Source organism: Panacibacter ginsenosidivorans (genome assembly GCF_007971225.1).
Classification (GTDB): domain Bacteria; phylum Bacteroidota; class Bacteroidia; order Chitinophagales; family Chitinophagaceae; genus Panacibacter; species Panacibacter ginsenosidivorans.
Map to the genome: position 1 here is coordinate 4,926,638 of NZ_CP042435.1, position 18,269 is coordinate 4,944,906.

14 protein-coding genes are annotated in these 18,269 nt (G+C 37.9%); 5 read left to right on the top strand and 9 right to left on the bottom strand.

What is annotated here, in order from left to right:
* Positions 1-86: 86 nt before the first annotated feature.
* A complete protein-coding gene (locus tag FRZ67_RS20935; protein ID WP_147192523.1) occupies positions 87-764 on the bottom strand; it encodes a DUF4328 domain-containing protein in 678 nt (225 codons plus the stop codon).
* A gap of 237 nt (positions 765-1,001) precedes the next feature.
* Positions 1,002-1,766, bottom strand: a complete 765-nt coding sequence (locus tag FRZ67_RS20940) for a hypothetical protein (protein WP_147192524.1) — start codon at positions 1,764-1,766, stop codon at positions 1,002-1,004.
* 325 nt (positions 1,767-2,091) lie between these two features.
* On the opposite strand from FRZ67_RS20940, the gene FRZ67_RS20945 reads away from it, so the two are divergent.
* From FRZ67_RS20945 to FRZ67_RS20955, 3 genes are all read left to right on the top strand, one after another.
* A complete protein-coding gene (locus tag FRZ67_RS20945; RefSeq protein ID WP_147192525.1) occupies positions 2,092-3,498 on the top strand; it encodes an OmpA family protein in 1,407 nt (468 codons plus the stop codon).
* 386 nt (positions 3,499-3,884) lie between these two features.
* Entirely contained in the window at positions 3,885-4,616 is a 732-nt protein-coding gene (locus FRZ67_RS20950; protein ID WP_147192526.1) for a CPBP family intramembrane glutamic endopeptidase, read from the top strand.
* Between the two features lie 673 nt (positions 4,617-5,289).
* The gene (locus tag FRZ67_RS20955) at positions 5,290-6,402 is read left to right on the top strand and encodes an HNH endonuclease (RefSeq protein WP_147192527.1); all 1,113 of its coding nucleotides are present in this window, start codon (positions 5,290-5,292) and stop codon (positions 6,400-6,402) included.
* 102 nt (positions 6,403-6,504) lie between these two features.
* On the opposite strand, the gene dnaE is transcribed toward FRZ67_RS20955, so the two are convergent.
* Positions 6,505-10,182: a DNA polymerase III subunit alpha gene (gene dnaE / locus FRZ67_RS20960; protein ID WP_147192528.1), complete on the bottom strand. Its 3,678-nt coding sequence runs from the start codon at positions 10,180-10,182 to the stop codon at positions 6,505-6,507.
* A gap of 163 nt (positions 10,183-10,345) precedes the next feature.
* Here dnaE and FRZ67_RS20965 point away from each other — a divergent pair, with 163 nt between their 5' ends.
* Positions 10,346-11,020 carry an NlpC/P60 family protein gene (locus FRZ67_RS20965; protein WP_147192529.1) on the top strand — a complete coding sequence of 225 codons (675 nt, stop codon included), beginning with the start codon at positions 10,346-10,348 and terminating at the stop codon, positions 11,018-11,020.
* Positions 11,021-11,186: 166 nt separating this feature from the next.
* Here FRZ67_RS20965 and FRZ67_RS20970 read toward each other — a convergent pair whose 3' ends face one another.
* The 6 genes from FRZ67_RS20970 to FRZ67_RS20995 all read right to left on the bottom strand — a co-directional run bounded on the left by FRZ67_RS20970 (position 11,187) and on the right by FRZ67_RS20995 (position 16,740).
* Positions 11,187-12,287: a D-TA family PLP-dependent enzyme gene (locus tag FRZ67_RS20970; RefSeq protein ID WP_147192530.1), complete on the bottom strand. Its 1,101-nt coding sequence runs from the start codon at positions 12,285-12,287 to the stop codon at positions 11,187-11,189.
* A 270-nt stretch (positions 12,288-12,557) separates the two neighbouring features.
* On the bottom strand, positions 12,558-13,019 hold the full coding sequence (locus FRZ67_RS20975; protein WP_147192531.1) for a RidA family protein: 462 nt from the start codon (positions 13,017-13,019) through the stop codon (positions 12,558-12,560).
* An 11-nt stretch (positions 13,020-13,030) separates the two neighbouring features.
* Entirely contained in the window at positions 13,031-14,347 is a 1,317-nt protein-coding gene (locus FRZ67_RS20980; RefSeq protein ID WP_147192532.1) for a GntT/GntP/DsdX family permease, read from the bottom strand.
* 96 nt (positions 14,348-14,443) lie between these two features.
* Positions 14,444-15,256: an alpha/beta hydrolase gene (locus FRZ67_RS20985; RefSeq protein ID WP_147192533.1), complete on the bottom strand. Its 813-nt coding sequence runs from the start codon at positions 15,254-15,256 to the stop codon at positions 14,444-14,446.
* Between the two features lie 9 nt (positions 15,257-15,265).
* Positions 15,266-16,081 (bottom strand): alpha/beta hydrolase, encoded by an 816-nt coding sequence (locus FRZ67_RS20990; RefSeq protein WP_225975423.1) that lies wholly within the window; start codon positions 16,079-16,081, stop codon positions 15,266-15,268.
* Positions 16,082-16,239: 158 nt separating this feature from the next.
* Complete coding sequence (locus FRZ67_RS20995; protein ID WP_147192534.1) at positions 16,240-16,740, bottom strand: phosphoribosyltransferase family protein; 501 nt, start codon at positions 16,738-16,740, stop codon at positions 16,240-16,242.
* A gap of 194 nt (positions 16,741-16,934) precedes the next feature.
* Here FRZ67_RS20995 and FRZ67_RS21000 point away from each other — a divergent pair, with 194 nt between their 5' ends.
* Complete coding sequence (locus FRZ67_RS21000; RefSeq protein ID WP_147192535.1) at positions 16,935-18,260, top strand: 4Fe-4S dicluster domain-containing protein; 1,326 nt, start codon at positions 16,935-16,937, stop codon at positions 18,258-18,260.
* The last annotated feature ends 9 nt before the right edge of the window (positions 18,261-18,269 follow it).

Below are 18,269 nucleotides of genomic sequence, written 5' to 3' on the forward strand. Positions count from 1 at the left end.
TGTAATTGGGGTTAATTATACAAAAATGAGCTGTGTAAGGTTAATAATAAAACGCCGGATATTTATTACATGTTAATATTCTGGTATCAAACCGATAACTGTGAAGCCGGTGCTTTATCAACGTTGCCCGGAAATAAAAATAATTTTTTTCTCTCCAGTTCATTCAGCATTTCAACGATCTCCATAGTAAGAAAAGAGAAATGAATACAAAGTACAAGCAGAAATATTTTATAATAAATTCCTTTAATCACGTCTGTTACAGACGCCGGTGCATAAAAAATAAAAATGCAGTACAAAGAATAAATGATCACTAATGCAAGCTGGTATCTCCATTTATTAAGTATACGCCTTGCTGTATATTTTTCTCGTTCACTTATCGTATAAATATTAAAGATCTCATTCACTACTCTTCTTGGTATAAACAAATTTGCAAATGGAATTACCAATGCCAGAACTCTTGTAAATGGTGTAAATCCATGTTCTATATTTCTGGAAGCTTCAATATTGCGGTACAACCTGTAGATCCAGCATAAGAACAACAAGATCCCCGAAACAAAAATGTAGATAATTATCCTGAAGCTCATTTTATTAATGTCTCCAATTAGTGTAGTTTCTCCGCTCAATATGGTTGAACCCTGCAATACCTTTTTAAAGAAGAGCAGTTTATAAACGCTAAATCCAAGATATAAGAAGATCGCTATCGTCTCAATAAACAAGACAAGAATAATGAACCTCGACAGGATATTGTTTTTAAAAGGGGCCATGACAAGTGTTTTGGTCTTTCGATAACGTATTCAATCTTCGGATTATTTTATTAAGTGTTGAATTCCTGATATGGGAACAGTGGGAACTGCTTTTACCGGACTGCAGCTAATTTCATTAAGCTTCGTTGCGTCGCACTCTTGTACGTTTGGGTTACGTATCGGCAAATAACAATGGTAAGATTGAATGCAAAGACACTGAGTATAAACTAAGATCAAAGCCCTGCCGGTATTTATTTTTTACTGCTCTTTGATCATGAATATTTTCACCTCACCATTATTCACGGCCCTTTCAAATGTTGCAGTGTTGTAAAATTGTTTTCCCCTAAACTTATTTAAGGAAATAATTCTGTTATTAGGTTTTATCATTACTATCCTAAATGGCTTACCAGCTTTAAAAGCTTTATCTTCCTCCACATATTTGGTCATAGCTTTCATTGCTTTTACAGCAAGTTGACTACATGTTTCTTTAGGATTGTAGACACCAAAGTACTCTTTTGCTTTTGCATCTGTACATTCAAAAACAGAGTCTTTTTCATTAAAGGTGGTAAATGTATTATCAGGACTCCAGATAGTAACATAAGGTTTCCTTTTTTCAAATCCTGCAAAAATAAAAATGTTCTTACCCAGGTCATTTCTTAATTGTTTCTGATAATATTTTTTCATGTATTCAATATACCCGGTAATAGCTTTTGAAAATGTTTCTTTTTTCCTGTGAAGGCTGTTGTATTCTTTGAAGGTGGCGCTTAAAAAACGTGTACTATCCAGTATGCCATTGCCTTCGAAACAAACAGCAAAACCTTTTAAATTATACAGTTTGTCAATACCGTCTGCAATGCCTATTATTTCATTATTTCTTGATAAACTTAGCCTTGAATCTACTGCCAGCATAATACCGTCAATTCCCGTTGCAACAAATATCAGCGTGCCATGTGCTTTTGTAAAAATTTGCTGAGACAAAACGAAAGAAGGTATAAACAGCAATAGCAGAAAAACCTTTTTCATAAAACCATAATTGTATTGTAAGCTAAATTAGTAATCCACATCCTAATCCAGCTATTTATATTTAGCATGGGTTCATAACCGGCTTCATAACATAACTAAACTATAGTTTGACATTACTTGACTGCCTTGCGAAGCCCAATTACTGGCCCTAACCCCAAACCTTTGCTTACATTTCATTTAATGGCGATTAATTTCTACATCATCATTCGCTCAATAATAGCATCCTTATGCAATGGCAATGTGGCACTATGTTTGAAATTATAGGAGTGACTTATTGATTGATCCAAAATAAAATCAATCATATTATCAAAATCAACACTTATTTATGAAGAACTTCTTAAAAAGAAATGGTGCTGTTACTGCATTACTAATTGGCATCAGCGTACCTGCATTCTGCCAGGACTCTTTAAATTCAACAAGCCCTGCTGTAAAAACAGTAACTACGACAACAGTAAAACCATTTACAGGAACAAAAGGTTTCAGAACATTTTCTATTGGTATAAATGGCGGCTTACTTGCACCTGTTGCAGCCACAGGGGGAAGCAATGATTTTACCAAATGGAAAACAGGCTTTGGTTATGGTGCCTATATAAAGAATCAGTTCCGCCACAATTTTGCATTACAACTTGATTTTTTGCGTGGTACAACAGAAGCAAACAATGAAGATAAATTGGGTAATGGCACAAGCTCTGCTAACCCATATAGTTCTGTAAAAACAACATTAGACTGGGCAACCAGTTTAAGTGGGGTTGTAACCTTTGGCAATATTAATTACCTGTCACGTAAAGTTGCTGTTATCCCTTACTTATCTGTAGGTGGTGGATTGGCAGCTTATAAGCCTGAATTAACAACGCAATCTGGAGAAACAATTAAATACAAAGCGAACGATGAGTCAATAAAGGAATTTTTTGTACCCGTTGCAGGTGGTCTTAAGATCAATGCGGCGCCAGGTATAAATGTAGATCTTGGTTATCGTATCCACTTTGTTGATGGTGATAATTTTGATGGCTATGCAGCAGGCCCTAACAAAGACAAATTCTCTTATGGATTTGCGGGCCTTGAATTTGCATTGGGCAAAAAAGATCAGCCCCAGTTAATGGTTAATAACCCTGTGTCTGCATTACAACAGGATTTGCAGGATCAGAATGACGCAATGAAAGCTTCTTTAGATGCAAGTATACGCGCTAATGATGAAAAGCTAAACCAGGTAAATGCATTAAAGACAGAGATAGATAAAATGAAAGCTGATGCAGATAAAGATGGTGTATCTGATTATTTTGATAAATGCCCAAATACGCCAGACAGTACAAAAGTGGATGGTGCGGGTTGTCCTTTGCCTAAGCCTGCAGTCGTACAACCTCCGCAGACAATTGTTATCACAGAAGAAGACAGGAAAATTGTAAACGAGGCAATTAAAGATCTTGAATTTGATTTTGGAAAAGCTACCATACGGTCAAAATCTTATCCAAGCCTTGATAAGGTTGCAGAGTTATTGGTGCAGAAAAATTTCACACTCAAACTTGCAGGACATACAGATAATGTAGGTTCAGAATCTGCAAACCTCAAACTTTCCAAAGACCGTGCAGAATCAGTAAAAGCATATCTTGTTTCAAAAGGTGTTAATGCTTCCCGTATAGAAGCAACAGGTTACGGCGAAACACAGCCCATTGCTTCCAATAAAACAAATGAAGGCAGGCAGAAAAACAGGAGAGTAGAGTTTACATTGTTCTAATTATCATAGCACTTTTTAAGTGTAGAGAGAAGGTGCATTTTCCATTTGGAAATGCACCTTTTTATTTTACTGAAATTTTATTTTTAGCCAGGCTGTAGCACTAATGGCATCGCCTGTTGCGTCGCACACTTGTACGAATAAATTATGTGGCGGCAAGTAATGAAGATAAGATTGGTTGCAAAGGCACAGGATGCTAAACACAAACCAGCCCCTCAATCCTGCGCCAACATTTCGTTTTGAAAATATACTTGGACCAACTGGGTGCAGGCTGCGGATACTGCGGTATTTATTTACTACCAGTAATCCGCAGCGTCCCTTGCAGGAGACAGAAGCTAGCGCTTCAATTTTGTGCTACTTATGGAGCCTATTTTTCAATAAATTTGGCGATGAAAATTTCCAAAGCCTACTCCTTTTTATCTGGCTTTTTGATTTTATTTTTTGTCTATCATTTTCCGGAATTTTTTGAATCTTTCTGGGTAACCGCAGTTTTTAAAATAGGATTTCTGCTTATTGCTTTTTTTCTTGCAAGAATACAAGGTTGGAAAGGGCTTGGTGGGTATGGGTTAGCGCTTTCCAATAAATGGCATGCATCGTTATTTTGTGGATTAATCATAGGTGTTGTTTTTTATTTCTTTTCTATATTATTATCTGTAAAGTTTGGGTTTGAAAAGATTTTATCTATTGAATCTTTTCCAGCTATACTTCAGGCATTACCTATTATCTTATTCATGACTGTTTTTCCTTCTGTAGCAGAAGATATACTTACCCGCGGATATTTATATGCACATATAAAAAATGTTCCACCGGGTATGTGGGCCTTTATTTCAACAAGTGTTTATGTACTTAATCATATCTGGAGGCTTGGCGATGGAATAGCCGTATTATCTTATCTTTTTTTATTGGGCTTGGTTTTAGCATATGCAGTATTGCTTAATAAATCTCTATGGTTTGCCTTTGGTATTCACTGGGGCGCAAATGTTGCGTTCGAGCTATCAAATGCATGTCTTAAACTAGAAGAAAAAGATAATGGAACCAACGCTACATGGATGTTGGCATTAATCTGGGCACTGTTATTTTTGATATTGCTGTTAATGCATAGCCGCAAGCAAACAAAATAATTTTCAGGGATGGAAGGCGTACTTGATGGAAAAGATATTGTTATTGTGAGAAAATATTTGTAGCCTGCTGTAGTAGTGCTATTAGGCTTTTGTTGCGTCGCACACTTGTACGAATAAATTATGTGGCGGCAAGTAATGAAGATAAGATTGGTTGCAAAGGCACAGGATGCTAAACACAAAGCCAACGCCTCAATCCTGCGCCAGCATTTCGTTTTGAAAATATACTTAGACCAACTCAGGCGGCAAGAGTAATAACGTTTCCGCAGTGTCTCTTCAAAGGCTTGTGTGTTGGCTAAGGACGCTGCGGTTATTCAATCAAGTGTTATTACTCGCAGAGTCCCTTGCAGGAGACTCTGCGAAGACTGAAATATACTTAGACTAGCTGAGAATTTTATTTATTACCAGTAACCCGCAGTGTCCCTTGCAGGAGACACTGCGGAGACGGAAAGAAGCTGATGAAATATTCAAATAAGAATGTTTCCGCAGTGTCTCTCCACAGGTTTGTGTGTGCAGGCTGAGGGTGCTGCGGTTTGGTGATGAAGAATTTATTTATTACCAGTAATACGCAGCGTCCCTTGCAGGAGACACTGCGGAGATAGAGGACTTCGGAGACTAATGGTATAGAAAATATTTATTTTTGCTGTTGCTTTTTTAGTATTCAAGCTTTTAAATAATGACTGAACAAACAATTCATTTATATACATCACCTGAATATGATGATCATGCGGTAAGTTTTTTTGATAAATACGATATTCAGAGTTTCATCTTTTGCCCTGAAGAAAAGCAAAAGATGATTATTCCGCCAAAAGAAAGACTTTGCAGATTTTGTAAAAGAAAATATCCTGCAGTAACATTTAGAAACGATGCTCATATTATTCCAGAAGCATTAGGCAATCGATATCTAACTTCAGAATTTGAGTGTGACGAGTGTAACCAAAAGTTTGGAAAATTAGATGATCAGCTAATAAAATTTATAGGCGTAAGTAGATCATTGAATGGAACAAAAGCAAAGAAAAAAACTAAAATACCTAAATACCCATCTGCTGATAAAAAGGTTTTAGTTCAAAACAAGGAATTTTATTCAGATAAGGATGCATTAAATATTGAGTTGACACAACATGGCAACGGTTCATTTATATATGATGAAACTAATTCTCTTTACAAAATAAACTTTTTGAAAAATCCTTATATGCCGCTTTTAGTTTTTCAATCATTACTTAAGATGGCTATTTGCGTAATGAATGAAAAGGAAATTGAAGATTATGAGCATGCAATTGAATTTTTGCATGTAAAAAAAGATTTGATTCGTGAGTTGAGCGGATTACTATTGAGTGGATATCTATTACCATTAACTTTTGGGCATGAATACCCTCTTATTTTTCTTTTTAAAAAGAAAAACTTTGAAGACAATATTCCTACCCACGTATTTGTCTTGCATGCAAAAAATATAATGTTGGAAATTAAAATTCCACTCAATAAGAATGATAAATTTAATTATACAAAGGAAGCTATAAAAGTAAAGGATTGTCCTCCGTTATTCTTTAAGCCTTACGAATTACACAAGACACCATTTAAATATTTTCGTAGGGATTTATCTTCTACAATAGTTGTAAAAAATGATAGTGAAATATTAGTTGTTGAAATGCAGAAAGGAGAATTAAATAATTTTGTTGCATTCAACCCAACAACTAATTCTATCGAAAAACAAAAATCATTCAACCCTAATGAGATAAAAGGTATTTGGTTAAGCAATGCTGAAATTAAATTAGCAAATGGTGATGCATAAGTCGGAACGTACAAGAGTGCGACGCAACGAAAGCATCATAGCAGCAATGCAGTTGGCCTCATAAAAATTCTTTTACCGGTCTGACCTTTGGTCTGACCGGGATTACCCCGCCAGTCCCACATTAATCTCTACATCAGGGTTGGTCATTAAATACTCGGCCATTTCTTCGTTCATGGTAAAACCTTTTTCTAATGTGTACATGGTTATTTTCAAATTTTCCAAAGGGTCGTATACATTGAAACGCAGGGAATGCTTGCCTGGATTGGCTTTTACGTTGCTGTCTATAAAGTTTACAAAATCTTTTGTTACAGATGCGGGTGTAATATTAATTTCTATTTGCCGTGTGAGCGCCTGCTTGGCGGTTTCGAGCAACATCATGGTGGTGACTTTAAACTCGTATTGGTCGCTGTTGTAGCGCTGTTTAAAAAAACCATTGATGAGTAAGTTGTTTCCTTTTTCGAGATAGTTTTGAAACTTTACATAGTCATCGCTCCACAACATGATCTCTGTTTTGCTGCTGAAATCTTCTATGGTAAGCGAACCAAACTGTCGGCCCGTTTTTGTTACGCGGTGCTGCCCATCGGTAACCAAACCTGCAATGCGGAAATTGCGGTTGGCATTGGCTGCTATGAGTGTGGGAGAATCTTTTACTTCATTAAAATCGGCAAGGTTCATAATGCCATAATAACGCAGCTCGAATTTAAAATGATCGAGCGGGTGGCCGCTCATGAACATGCCGGTGACCTCTTTTTCGTAATCGAGTTTTTCAGTAAGTGTCCATTCTTCACAGGCTGGTAATTTTGGTGTAGCGATCTCCGGCATTACACTGTCACCAAAGAGACTGTTTACACTTTGGCTTTTGTTGGTTTGAAAAACATTTCCAAAACGAATAATTTTTTCAATGCCTGTAAGCGGCTCGCCTTGTGCTATATAAAAATATTGTGCACGGTGAATCTCTTTGAAACAATCGAAAGCGCCTGCATACGCAAGACTTTCCAAAGATTTTTTATTTACCGTACGTTGATTAACACGTTTGATGAGATCAAAAATATCTTTGTAGTGGCCGCCTTTATTACGTTCTTCAATAAGGCCCTCAATAGCAGCTTCACCAACACCTTTTAAACCACCGAGACCAAAACGGATCTCACCTTTTTTATTTACCGCAAAACCTTTTAGTGATTCGTTGATGTCTGGTCCGAGTACTTTTAAACCCATGCGTTTGCACTCTTCCATAAAGAAGGTGATCTTTTCAATAGCGCCTGCGTGGTTCAACACAGCGGCCATATATTCGCTGGGGTAATGTGCTTTTAAATAACCTGTTTGATAAGCCACCAAACCATAACAGGTAGAGTGCGATTTGTTGAATGCATATTGTGCAAAGGCTTCCCAGTCAGTCCATACTTTTTCAAGTATGTCTTTGTTGTGGCCTTTTGCAACAGCGCCATCCATGAACTTGCCTTTCATTTTATCAAGCGTCTTGCGGTCTTTCTTACCCATTGCTTTACGGAGTACATCTGCATCGCCTTTAGAGAAACCTGCAATACTTTGACTCAACAACATTACCTGTTCCTGGTAAACGGTGATGCCATAAGTTTCTTCGAGGTATTCTTTCATCACATCAAGATCATAAGTCACTTCTTCGCGGCCGTGTTTGCGTGCAACATATTTTGGAATGTATGCCATCGGGCCTGGACGGTACAAGGCGTTCATTGCAATGAGATCGGCGAACTTATCGGGCTTTAGTTCACGCAAATATTTTTGCATACCTGGACTTTCAAACTGGAACGTACCATTTGTTTCGCCACGTTGGTATAAAAGAAAAGTTTTTTCATCATCCAATGCTATATTATCAAGATCAATATCTATGTTATGATTTTGTTTGATGAGAAACAATGCAGTCTTTAAAATGGATAATGTTTTCAACCCAAGAAAGTCCATTTTTAACACACCTGCTTCTTCAATGGTGCTGCCTTCAATTTGTGTAACCCAAAGATCAGAGTCTTTGGCAACAGCAACGGGAATAAGATCAGTAAGATCGCTTGGTGCAATGATGATACCTGCAGCATGCACACCGGTATTGCGTACAGAACCTTCCAATCGTTCTGCTTCATGTAATACCTGGGCACGAATGTCAGTACCATGATATATCTCACGAAGACGTTTAATATTTTCTAATTCTTCGCCACCATAACCTTCTTTATCTTCCAAAGATTTTTGTCCTTCTTTTGCATCTTTCGCAGTGAATGGTGCAGTGAGCACACGGCCAAGATCTGTGCCCGGTCTGTCGGGAACCATCTTTGCCAATGCATTGCTTTCACTTAGCGGAAGATCCATTACACGTGCCACATCTTTGATGCTCATCTTTGCAGCCATCGTACCATAAGTGATGATCTGTGCAACCTGGTTCTTTCCATATTTGTGCACCACATAGTCAATCACTTTTTGACGACCTTCATCATCAAAGTCGGTATCAATATCCGGCATTGACTTACGATCAGGATTTAAAAATCTTTCAAATAGCAAATTGTATTTGATAGGATCAATATTCGTAATGCCGACACAAAAAGCTACCACACTACCAGCTGCAGAACCACGGCCGGGGCCAACGAATACGCCCATATCACGACCGGCTTTTATGAAGTCACTTACAATTAAGAAGTAACCTGCGAAGCCCATTGTCTTGATCGTAAATAACTCGAAGTCTAGACGTTCTCTTATCTCTTCTGTTATTTCGCTGTAACGTTGTCTTGCACCTTCGTATGTTAGGTGATGTAGATAATTCCATTGGTTAAGGTTGCTGTCATCACTTGATTGAAATTCTTTTGGAATAGGAAACGCAGGAAGCAAAATATCTTTCTTGAGATTTAATACTTCTATTTTATCAACGATGGCTTGAGTATTATCTAATGCTTGCGGAACATCATTGAAGAGTTCTGCCATTTCATCCTGCGTTTTAAAATAGAACTGATCGTTAGGAAATTTAAAACGACGGTTCTTTAATGCAATATCATCATTTACAAAATCATCAAAGCCCGGCGTACTTTGTTTTTCACCAGTGTTGATGCAAAGCAAAATATCATGCGCATTATAATCGTCTTTATCTGTATAGTGGCTGTCATTCGTTGCAATCACCGGCACATTGTATTTTTTTGCGAACTTCAATAATGTGTTGTTGATGATCTCCTGTTCTTTTATGTTATGGCGCTGCAGTTCTATATAGTAATCTTCACCAAACAAATCCAGCCACCATTTGAATTCTGTTTCAGCAGACGCTTCTCCATCATGCAAAATAGTTTGGGGCACATAAGCACCAATGCAGCATGTTGTTGCTATCAAACCTTCATGATATTTTTCAATTAGCTCTTTATCAATGCGTGGATATTTGCTGTACATGCCTTCAATAAAACCAAGCGAAGTAAGTTTTACCAAATTCGCATAACCCTGTTTATTTTTTGCCAGCAATACCTGGTGGTAACGTTCATCTTTTTGTTCTTTGGAAAATGTTTTACGGTGACGATCTTTTACCACATAAAATTCGCAACCAACAATTGGCTTTACAACGGGTTCAAGAATATCTTTTCCATCAGCGGTTTTACCAACGACCTTTGTATTGTTCCATGCCTGTTTTACAAATTCAAACACGCCAAACATATTGCCATGATCGGTAATAGCCAATGCAGGCATACCAAGCTTACCTGCTTTTTTATAAAGGTCACTAATGCCTGCGGCACCATCGAGCAAGGAATATTGTGTGTGTACGTGTAAGTGTGAGAATTGCATGTTCAATAAATTTCCTGTAAAAAATCAAACCTCAAATTTCGCCATTTCAAATGGGTTGAAGATGCTAAAAATTTATCCACATCAGTCGTTTTGCACATAGAAAGTGTAAAAGTTCTACACTTTGTTTGCCTGTTATGTATTTGAAACCTATATTGCGCACTGCATGAAAAGAATAGCCCCAATATATCTTCTCTGCGTTTTCGCTTTGCTTGGCAGTTGTAAGAGTTTTAAGAACACTTCTGCAAGCAGCAGCTCATCTGCATCACAAAAAAAGCAATCAAATAATACTGTATTTCTCGACAATATAAATGTAACACCAGGCGATGAAAGAACTTCGGTATTAAACACAAATCCAGGCGCACCATCTTATACAGCAATAAAAGCAGCAAAAAATTTCGATATAGAATCTGCACAGGAAGTGCAATTCAAATATGCAACAATGCTTAATGTACCTGTGGAAGAATTAACCAATATTCCTTTGTTGGAAGATATTGAAAACTGGTGGGGCACTAAATATTGCATGGGTGGCTCTACACAAAACTGTATAGACTGTTCTGCTTTTACGCAAACAATAATACGCGATATTTATTCTATTCAATTGCCACGAACTGCCGAAGAGCAATTCAATATGGCAGCCCCAATTAATTATACAGATCTAAAAGAAGGGGATCTTGTTTTCTTTCAAACAACAGGGCGCACCATTTCTCATGTGGGCGTTTATCTTGCCAACAACAAATTTGCACATGCGTCTACCAGTGGCGGCGTTATGATCAGCGATCTTAATGAAGACTATTGGAAAAAAAGATTAAGGGCTGCGGGAAGAGTTAAGAGAAGTTAATCGTTTGTAATTATCCTTTTTATTTTGAGCCGGGCATTTGTACTTGTGGCATCGCCTGTTGTGTCACTCACTTGTACGTTCGGTTCATGTATGATCAAAGCGTTGAAGAGTGCGACGCAACGATGCTAAATTGCATTACTATTGCCGGGTACATAAAAATTATTCTTTAAATGGTGATTGCCCTGTCTCTTGCAATTACACGCCAGCTATCAACAATATTTTTATCTTCTACGATCTTTGCGGTATCATACAATGCAACTGTGGGGCATATGTGAAAAGGCACGCCATAGAGGACATCTCCAACAGCGAATAGAGAAGTATCGGGTACACGCAACATTAAATGTTCTTCACTTTGACCAATGGGCTCTGCACCGGGAAGATTTAAAAAATGTACTCGTGGAAAAGGATTTTCGGCTGCTACAGATTTGTGACCAAGATCTGTGCAAACAGTGTCTGCATCGGGTATGGAAATAATTCTGGTTACAACCAGCGCCGCAAAAATAAAAGGCTCATCGGGCATGATATTTTGATAACCCCAATCCCAGAAAATAAATGTACCGGGGCTGCATTCCACACCTTCTCTGTGGGCATGAATAGGGAAAGTTGGTGTGCCACCAATTACAATTTTTGGTTGCTGTTTGATTAATCTTTTGATAGCATCGGCCAAAGTACTTACCAACTGGAAAGCTTCATCGCAATGCTCTTTCCTTATTGCATAATCTGCGTCACGTATATGTCCATCATATGCATGTAGGCCAACAACTTTTATACCACTGAAAGACTGAAATATTTCAATCAGCTGCAATGCATGCAGAGGCCTTATACCAGTACGGTTCATGCCGGTGTTAAGATCTATATATACATCGATAACACGGTTATTGTTTGCAAATAGTTCGGATAAATTATTGGCAGAAGTTATATCATCCGTAATGCAGGAGAAATGCGTGTCAGGGTAAGTTTCAACAAGCCTGAGTAGGCGTTTTGCTTTTGGCCCTATTGGCTGATAAGCAAGCAATACATCGGGTGCATGAAGCATGGCGAGCATCTCAGCCTCTGCAATGGTGGCGCATTTAAATTTATAGATGCCCTGATCCATCATCATTTTACATACTTCAGCAATCTTATTTGTCTTTACATGCGGACGCAACTGATCCACACTTTTTACCATACTGATCAGTAACCTTATATTTTCTGCCACTCTTTCTTTGTAAATGACCAATGCAGGAGAGTCAAGCGTATCCACGTTATCAATAACGAACCAACTCATAAATAAGTTTTTTTTGTTCAGGAGTGCTGTTTCATTCGGGTGTAATCCAGTAACACACAACTGGTGCGAAGTGTAATGGGGCAACGGCTTAAGTACAACAGGCAAGGCCTTTAGATAATGCTGCTGCAATATAGCAGTATATTCAATATGGTGGAATCTATTTTTTTAACTTGAATATGTAAACGACTGTTTTAGCTGACATGTGTAATTTAGTACAAGTGTGCGACGCAACGATGTATAATATCAGTAATGAAGATTGGTACATAAACTCTATACCAGTTCAAACAATACTTCTATTTCTACAGGAATATTTCCCGGCAGGGAACCCATGCCCACAGCGCTTCTTACTCCTATACCATTTTCTTCTCCCCATACCTTGGCAAAGAGCTCACTGCAGCCATTGATAATGTAAGGATGCTTTTCAAAATCGGGCGCACAACTAACCATGCCCAACACTTTTATAACACGCTTAATCTTATTAAGTGACCCGAGGTTAGCTTTGAGCGTAGCCAGGATGGCAAGACCAACTTGTCTTGCAGCAAGTTTGCCGTCTTCTATATTTATATCGCTGCCAACACGGCCTGTTATGAGTGTTTGATCCGGCAACAAAGGTCCGTGACCGGAAACATAACAATGATTACCATCTATAAGAAAGGGTTTATAAACACCCATTGGTGTGGGAGCTGGAGGTAATTGCAGATCTAATTGTGCAAAATTTTCATCAGGCGTCATAACATACATTTTTAGTGAACAAAATAACTAAGTATCAAAACAGCAATAATACCAACAACAGAAACAATGGTTTCCATCATGCTCCATGTTTTCATTGTTTGCTTGATAGAAAGATTGAAATATTCTTTAAATAACCAAAAACCGGAATCATTTACGTGAGAGAAAAAAAGGCTGCCTGCACCAGTTGCCAGTACCATTAAGTTCGGGTTTGCTCCTGACGTAACAATTAACGGTGCAACAATGCCTGCAGTTGTTAAACCAGCAACGGTAGCAGAACCGATAGCAAGGCGTATAACGGCGGCAATACTCCATGCTGCCATGAGCGGATTGATATGAATGCTTTGTAAGGATGTTGCTATTTGCCCGCTGATACCGGTATCAAGTAGTACCTCTTTTAAAGAACCTGCTCCACCTATAATGAATAATATTACTGCTATGTCTTTTACGGCATCCGCCAATGAATTACCTATCTGTGTCATTGTTCTGCCCTGTCTCAACCCAAGACTATACATACTAAACAAAACTGTCACAAGCATAGCCATAACAGGGTCGCCCAGCCCCATGATTATTTTTTTCGGGAATGTGTCTTGCTTAACCAGAATATCGGTAATAGTAGCCGCCGAGATCAGTATTACAGGCAGAAAGGCAGAGAAAATACTCAGGAACATACCTGGTAATGAAGCTTCATCTTTCGGCGGTGGAATAAAAGATTCAAGCGGCCTGTTATTGTATTTCTTAAGCGTTTTTGCAAAGACCGGACCTGCAAGTATTATACAAGGCACCGCTACAATAAAGCCATACAGTAAAGTAAGGCCAAGATCTGCGTGAAACTGCTGCACCAAAGCAGTTGGCGATGGGTGAGGCGGCAAAAATCCGTGTGTAACAGACATTGCAGACAATGCGGGCAGGCCCAGGTATACAGGTGGTATTTTATATTTTATAGCAATGCTAATGGCAAGCGGCAAGATGATGACAAATCCAACATTGTAAAAGAGTGGTATGCCTATAATAAATGAAGTTAGCAGTAAGGCCCAGGCAAGATTTTTTTCACCTGAAAATCTTATAAGCCCTTTAGCGATTGTTTCTGCTGCGCCGCTCTCAGCGACGAGTTTGCCCAGCATGGCGCCAAGGCCGATAATAATGACCAATGATCCCAAAAGATCGCCCATTCCTTTTTGTATGGAAGCAGATATTGCTCCAATTTGCATTCCGTTGGTAAGCCCGACAAACAGGCACACGATAATAAAAGAAATAAAGGCATTTAATTTAGCCCATGTAATAAACAGGATAAGTAACAGAATTCCTATGGCAAGAATGATGAAAGACATTATGTGGAAGCTGGTAATTAAGAAAGTAAAAATAACCGATGGTAAGATACAAAGGGAAATGATACGCCAACAACAGGTGGAAAAACTGTTTGTATCTTATTGCTGAAGAAGACTATCTAACTTCTTTTTCATCAATGGAAAATCATTAAGATCATTATGCCCGCCACCTTCAATAGTTATTACTTCGTCGCCTGGTTTAAGAAATGATTGCAGTTTTTGTGTATTACTAAATGGAATTGTCTCATCAGATGTACCATGAAAAATGGTAATTGGTGCCACCACTTTTTGAATGTATTCATCTGTAGGAATTTTAAACGTACTCATCCAATCCACAGGATACATCCAGGCATAATGTGCAGCCACATTTGATATACTATAATACGGGGATTCCAGGATTAATCTTTTGCAATTTCTTGTAGAAGCCAGCTCCGTTGCAATGCCTGTTCCCAAAGATTTTCCATAAATAATTATGCTGTCTTTTGTAAAGCCCGCAGCGCTCACCATTTTGTAAACTTCGTCAGCTTCAGTGTATAATAAGGGTTCAGTAAGATTACCGGTAGATTTGCCAAAACCTGGATAATCCATCATCCATACTTCATAACCGTGTTTGGTAAAGTTGTCAGCAAAATGCGCATAATAGGCAATATTATTCATGTTGCCATGAAAATATATAACAGCGCCTTTTCTTATTGAATCATTCACTGGTTTAAACCTTACAATATCAAATAGGGTGCTGCTGTCATACAATACTTTTCTTTCTTCAAACGGAGTGTTAAATGTATAGACCTGGTCATGCGGCAATGGCTCGGGATGCAGTAATAATTTATTTTGAAGAAGATATAACAACACACCTACAACCACATAAATCATAAGTATAACAATAAGCCATTTTCCAATTCTTTTTTTCATGAAAATTATTTAGTACAATAATATATCGCGGATAAAATTATGGTATTCCGGGAATGAAGGGAGATTGTTATGACCGCCTCCATGTATTCTTATCAACGTTATTTTATGAGGGTTTAATTTCTGCAGTTTTTCACTATGGCTGATCGGTATGAGCCAATCTTTTGTACCATGAATAATATAAGTATGACAGTTAACTCTTGTTATCCATTTGTCTGTTCTTAGATGATAACGCAATACAAATTTACTTGGTAAAAAAGGAAGATATCTTTCTACTACTTTTCTAAAACTGTAATATGGCGAATCAATGATCAGATAACGCGGTTTGTTATCTGATGCAAGTTTGGTTGCAAAGCCACTACCCAAACTTCTGCCATATACAAGTATGTGATGTTCGTGGTACTGGACTGCCAGTGTATCATACACAAATTGCATATCTTTTTTTATATCACGTTCACTACGCTTGCCGGTGCTCTTGCCAAAGCCGCGATAGTCAACCATTACCACATCATAGTTGTAGCGATAAAAATCACGTGCATATTTAGCCCAGCCTTTTATGCTGCGCGTATTTCCATGCAGGTAAAGTATAAGGCCATGTGGTTTATTGCAATAAAAATGAAGCCCGTTAATACTTACACCTTGTTCTACTTCAAAAAACAATTCTTTAAACGGAACATCATATTTGTATTCAAAATCTTTGGAAAGCTTTTCCGGTTTAAAAATAAAACGATCCTGTATAAAGTATAGTAATACTACCAATAGAATATAACCACCGGCAATATAGATTATGACCGGGTTTATACGCAGTAGTAACACAAGCAGTTCCATGCTTTAAAAATAACCAATAAAAAGGAGTTTGTAAGCCGGGCTGTAGTGCAGGTGGCATCGCCTGTTGCGTCGCACTCTTGTACGTTCGGAACAATTTGCAGCAGAAGCAACTGCTTATAACCTTATATACTTTATACTACTTAGATACTTTCTATTCATTACTCAATATAAGCTCCCGCAACTTCGCCTGCTTCTACTTTTACATGAATATGATCCTGCATAGTAGTAGCCATAGATAAACCAACATAATCAGGTTTAATAGGGAAGAGTTTATGCATTCTTTCGATTAGTACAAGCGTTTGAATACGGCGTGGATAATAACTCAGCAATGGTTTGCATGCATAAAGCAATGTTTTACCCGAGTTGCAAACATCATCAATAATGATAACGTTCTTATCAGTAAAATCAACTTCTTTGCTTAATACAATTTCTTTTGGTACGTGTTTATCAAATGAGGAAGAAATTATTTCTATGGGTGTATCTATATAAGGTTGTAGAAATGTGCCGATCTTTTCTGCTACCACCATGCCACTATTACGAATACCAATAAGTATCAGAGGTGCATCATCTCCGCTTAAATTCTCTGCAATCTCTAATGCGAGACGATGCATCTTTTGCTCGGCCACTTCTTTATTCAGGAAATTTCTTATCTGCTCCATAATATTGTAAATATAAATTCAAAAGTAATAACTCTGTCGATAAATTAACTCTGTACAGTAGCGATAAGAATGTACAAGAGTGCGACGCAACAAAAGTTTAATAGCATTACTTTGGCTCGGTTCAAAAAAATCATACTTATACGATTGTTAGCTGCAAGAAACAATCCTTTACCTTAGCATAATAAGTTTTATTTATGGAGATCATTTTTCAAATAGCTTTTATTGCATTTGCAGCAGTTGCGATCTGGTTATTTAGTAAAAAGCTGGGAGAATTAAAACGAAATATTTTGCTTGGCCGCGATGAAACGATCAACGATAATACGGCGCAACGTTGGCGCAATGTTTTGCTGCTGGCATTCGGACAAAAGAAAATGTTTAAGAATCCATTGGTTGCTGTAATGCATTTTGTGATCTATGCCGGATTTATCATTATAAATTTAGAAGTGCTTGAAATTATACTGGATGGAATTTTAGGAACACATCGTTTATTTACAAGCGTACTTCCATTAGGGTTATACAATTTTCTTATCAATGCCTTTGAATTTCTTGCTGTGGGAGTGTTTACTGTTTGTGTGATATTTTTAATACGGAGAAATATACTAAAGCTGAAACGCTTTATCAGCAAGGATCTGAACGGATGGCCACGCAGCGATGCTAATTATATTCTTATAACAGAGATCATTTTAATGACATTATTTCTTACCATGAATGCGTGCGACACTTTATTGCAGCAGAGAGGTTATAGTCATTATGGAGAACATATCACCGGCAATTTTTCATTCTCCACTTTCCTGCATCCTTTTTTGAATGGAATGAATGATGGTACCATTGCGGATATCGAAAGAACCTGCTGGTGGTTGCACATCATCGGGATTTTTGCATTCCTGAATTATCTGCCTTATTCAAAACATTTGCATATTCTTTTTGCTTTTCCAAATGCTTACTATGCAAGGTTGCAGCCGCAGGGAAAAATGGAAAACATGCCAGACATACAAAAGGAAGTTTTGTATGCAATGCAGCCTGAATTAATTCCTGCGGATGCTGCGGAGCATAAAAATAAGTTTGGCGCTAAAGATATTTTTGATCTTAGCTGGAAGAATTTATTGGATGCATACAGTTGCACAGAATGTGGAAGATGTACTGCTGCATGCCCTGCAAATATTACCGGAAAAAAGCTCAGCCCAAGACTGATCATGATGAAAACAAGAGACCGTGCAGAAGAAGTGGGGCGAAATATAAATGCCAATAAGTCTTTTGTTGATGATGGCAAATCTTTATTGCATAATTATATCACTGAAGAAGAATTGCGGGCCTGTACTACCTGTAATGCATGTGTAGAAGCCTGCCCCGTAAGTATTAACCCGCTTGATATTATTTTACAACAGCGCCGCTATCTTATCATGGAAGAAAGTAATGCACCCCAGGAATGGAATGGTACTTTTAGTAATATTGAAAATAATTTTGCGCCCTGGAAATTCTCACCTGATGATAGGGATAAATGGGTAGGGGAGATGCAATAATTTTTTTGG

Coding starts and splice junctions, on each gene's coding strand:
- FRZ67_RS20935 (WP_147192523.1), bottom strand. CDS start 764: ATGGCCCCTTTTAAAAACAATATCCTGTCGAGGTTCATTATTCTTGTC.
- FRZ67_RS20940 (WP_147192524.1), bottom strand. CDS start 1,766: ATGAAAAAGGTTTTTCTGCTATTGCTGTTTATACCTTCTTTCGTTTTG.
- FRZ67_RS20945 (WP_147192525.1), top strand. CDS start 2,092: ATGAAGAACTTCTTAAAAAGAAATGGTGCTGTTACTGCATTACTAATT.
- FRZ67_RS20950 (WP_147192526.1), top strand. CDS start 3,885: ATGAAAATTTCCAAAGCCTACTCCTTTTTATCTGGCTTTTTGATTTTA.
- FRZ67_RS20955 (WP_147192527.1), top strand. CDS start 5,290: ATGACTGAACAAACAATTCATTTATATACATCACCTGAATATGATGAT.
- dnaE (WP_147192528.1), bottom strand. CDS start 10,182: ATGCAATTCTCACACTTACACGTACACACACAATATTCCTTGCTCGAT.
- FRZ67_RS20965 (WP_147192529.1), top strand. CDS start 10,346: ATGAAAAGAATAGCCCCAATATATCTTCTCTGCGTTTTCGCTTTGCTT.
- FRZ67_RS20970 (WP_147192530.1), bottom strand. CDS start 12,287: ATGAGTTGGTTCGTTATTGATAACGTGGATACGCTTGACTCTCCTGCA.
- FRZ67_RS20975 (WP_147192531.1), bottom strand. CDS start 13,019: ATGACGCCTGATGAAAATTTTGCACAATTAGATCTGCAATTACCTCCA.
- FRZ67_RS20980 (WP_147192532.1), bottom strand. CDS start 14,347: ATGTCTTTCATCATTCTTGCCATAGGAATTCTGTTACTTATCCTGTTT.
- FRZ67_RS20985 (WP_147192533.1), bottom strand. CDS start 15,256: ATGAAAAAAAGAATTGGAAAATGGCTTATTGTTATACTTATGATTTAT.
- FRZ67_RS20990 (WP_225975423.1), bottom strand. CDS start 16,081: ATGGAACTGCTTGTGTTACTACTGCGTATAAACCCGGTCATAATCTAT.
- FRZ67_RS20995 (WP_147192534.1), bottom strand. CDS start 16,740: ATGGAGCAGATAAGAAATTTCCTGAATAAAGAAGTGGCCGAGCAAAAG.
- FRZ67_RS21000 (WP_147192535.1), top strand. CDS start 16,935: ATGGAGATCATTTTTCAAATAGCTTTTATTGCATTTGCAGCAGTTGCG.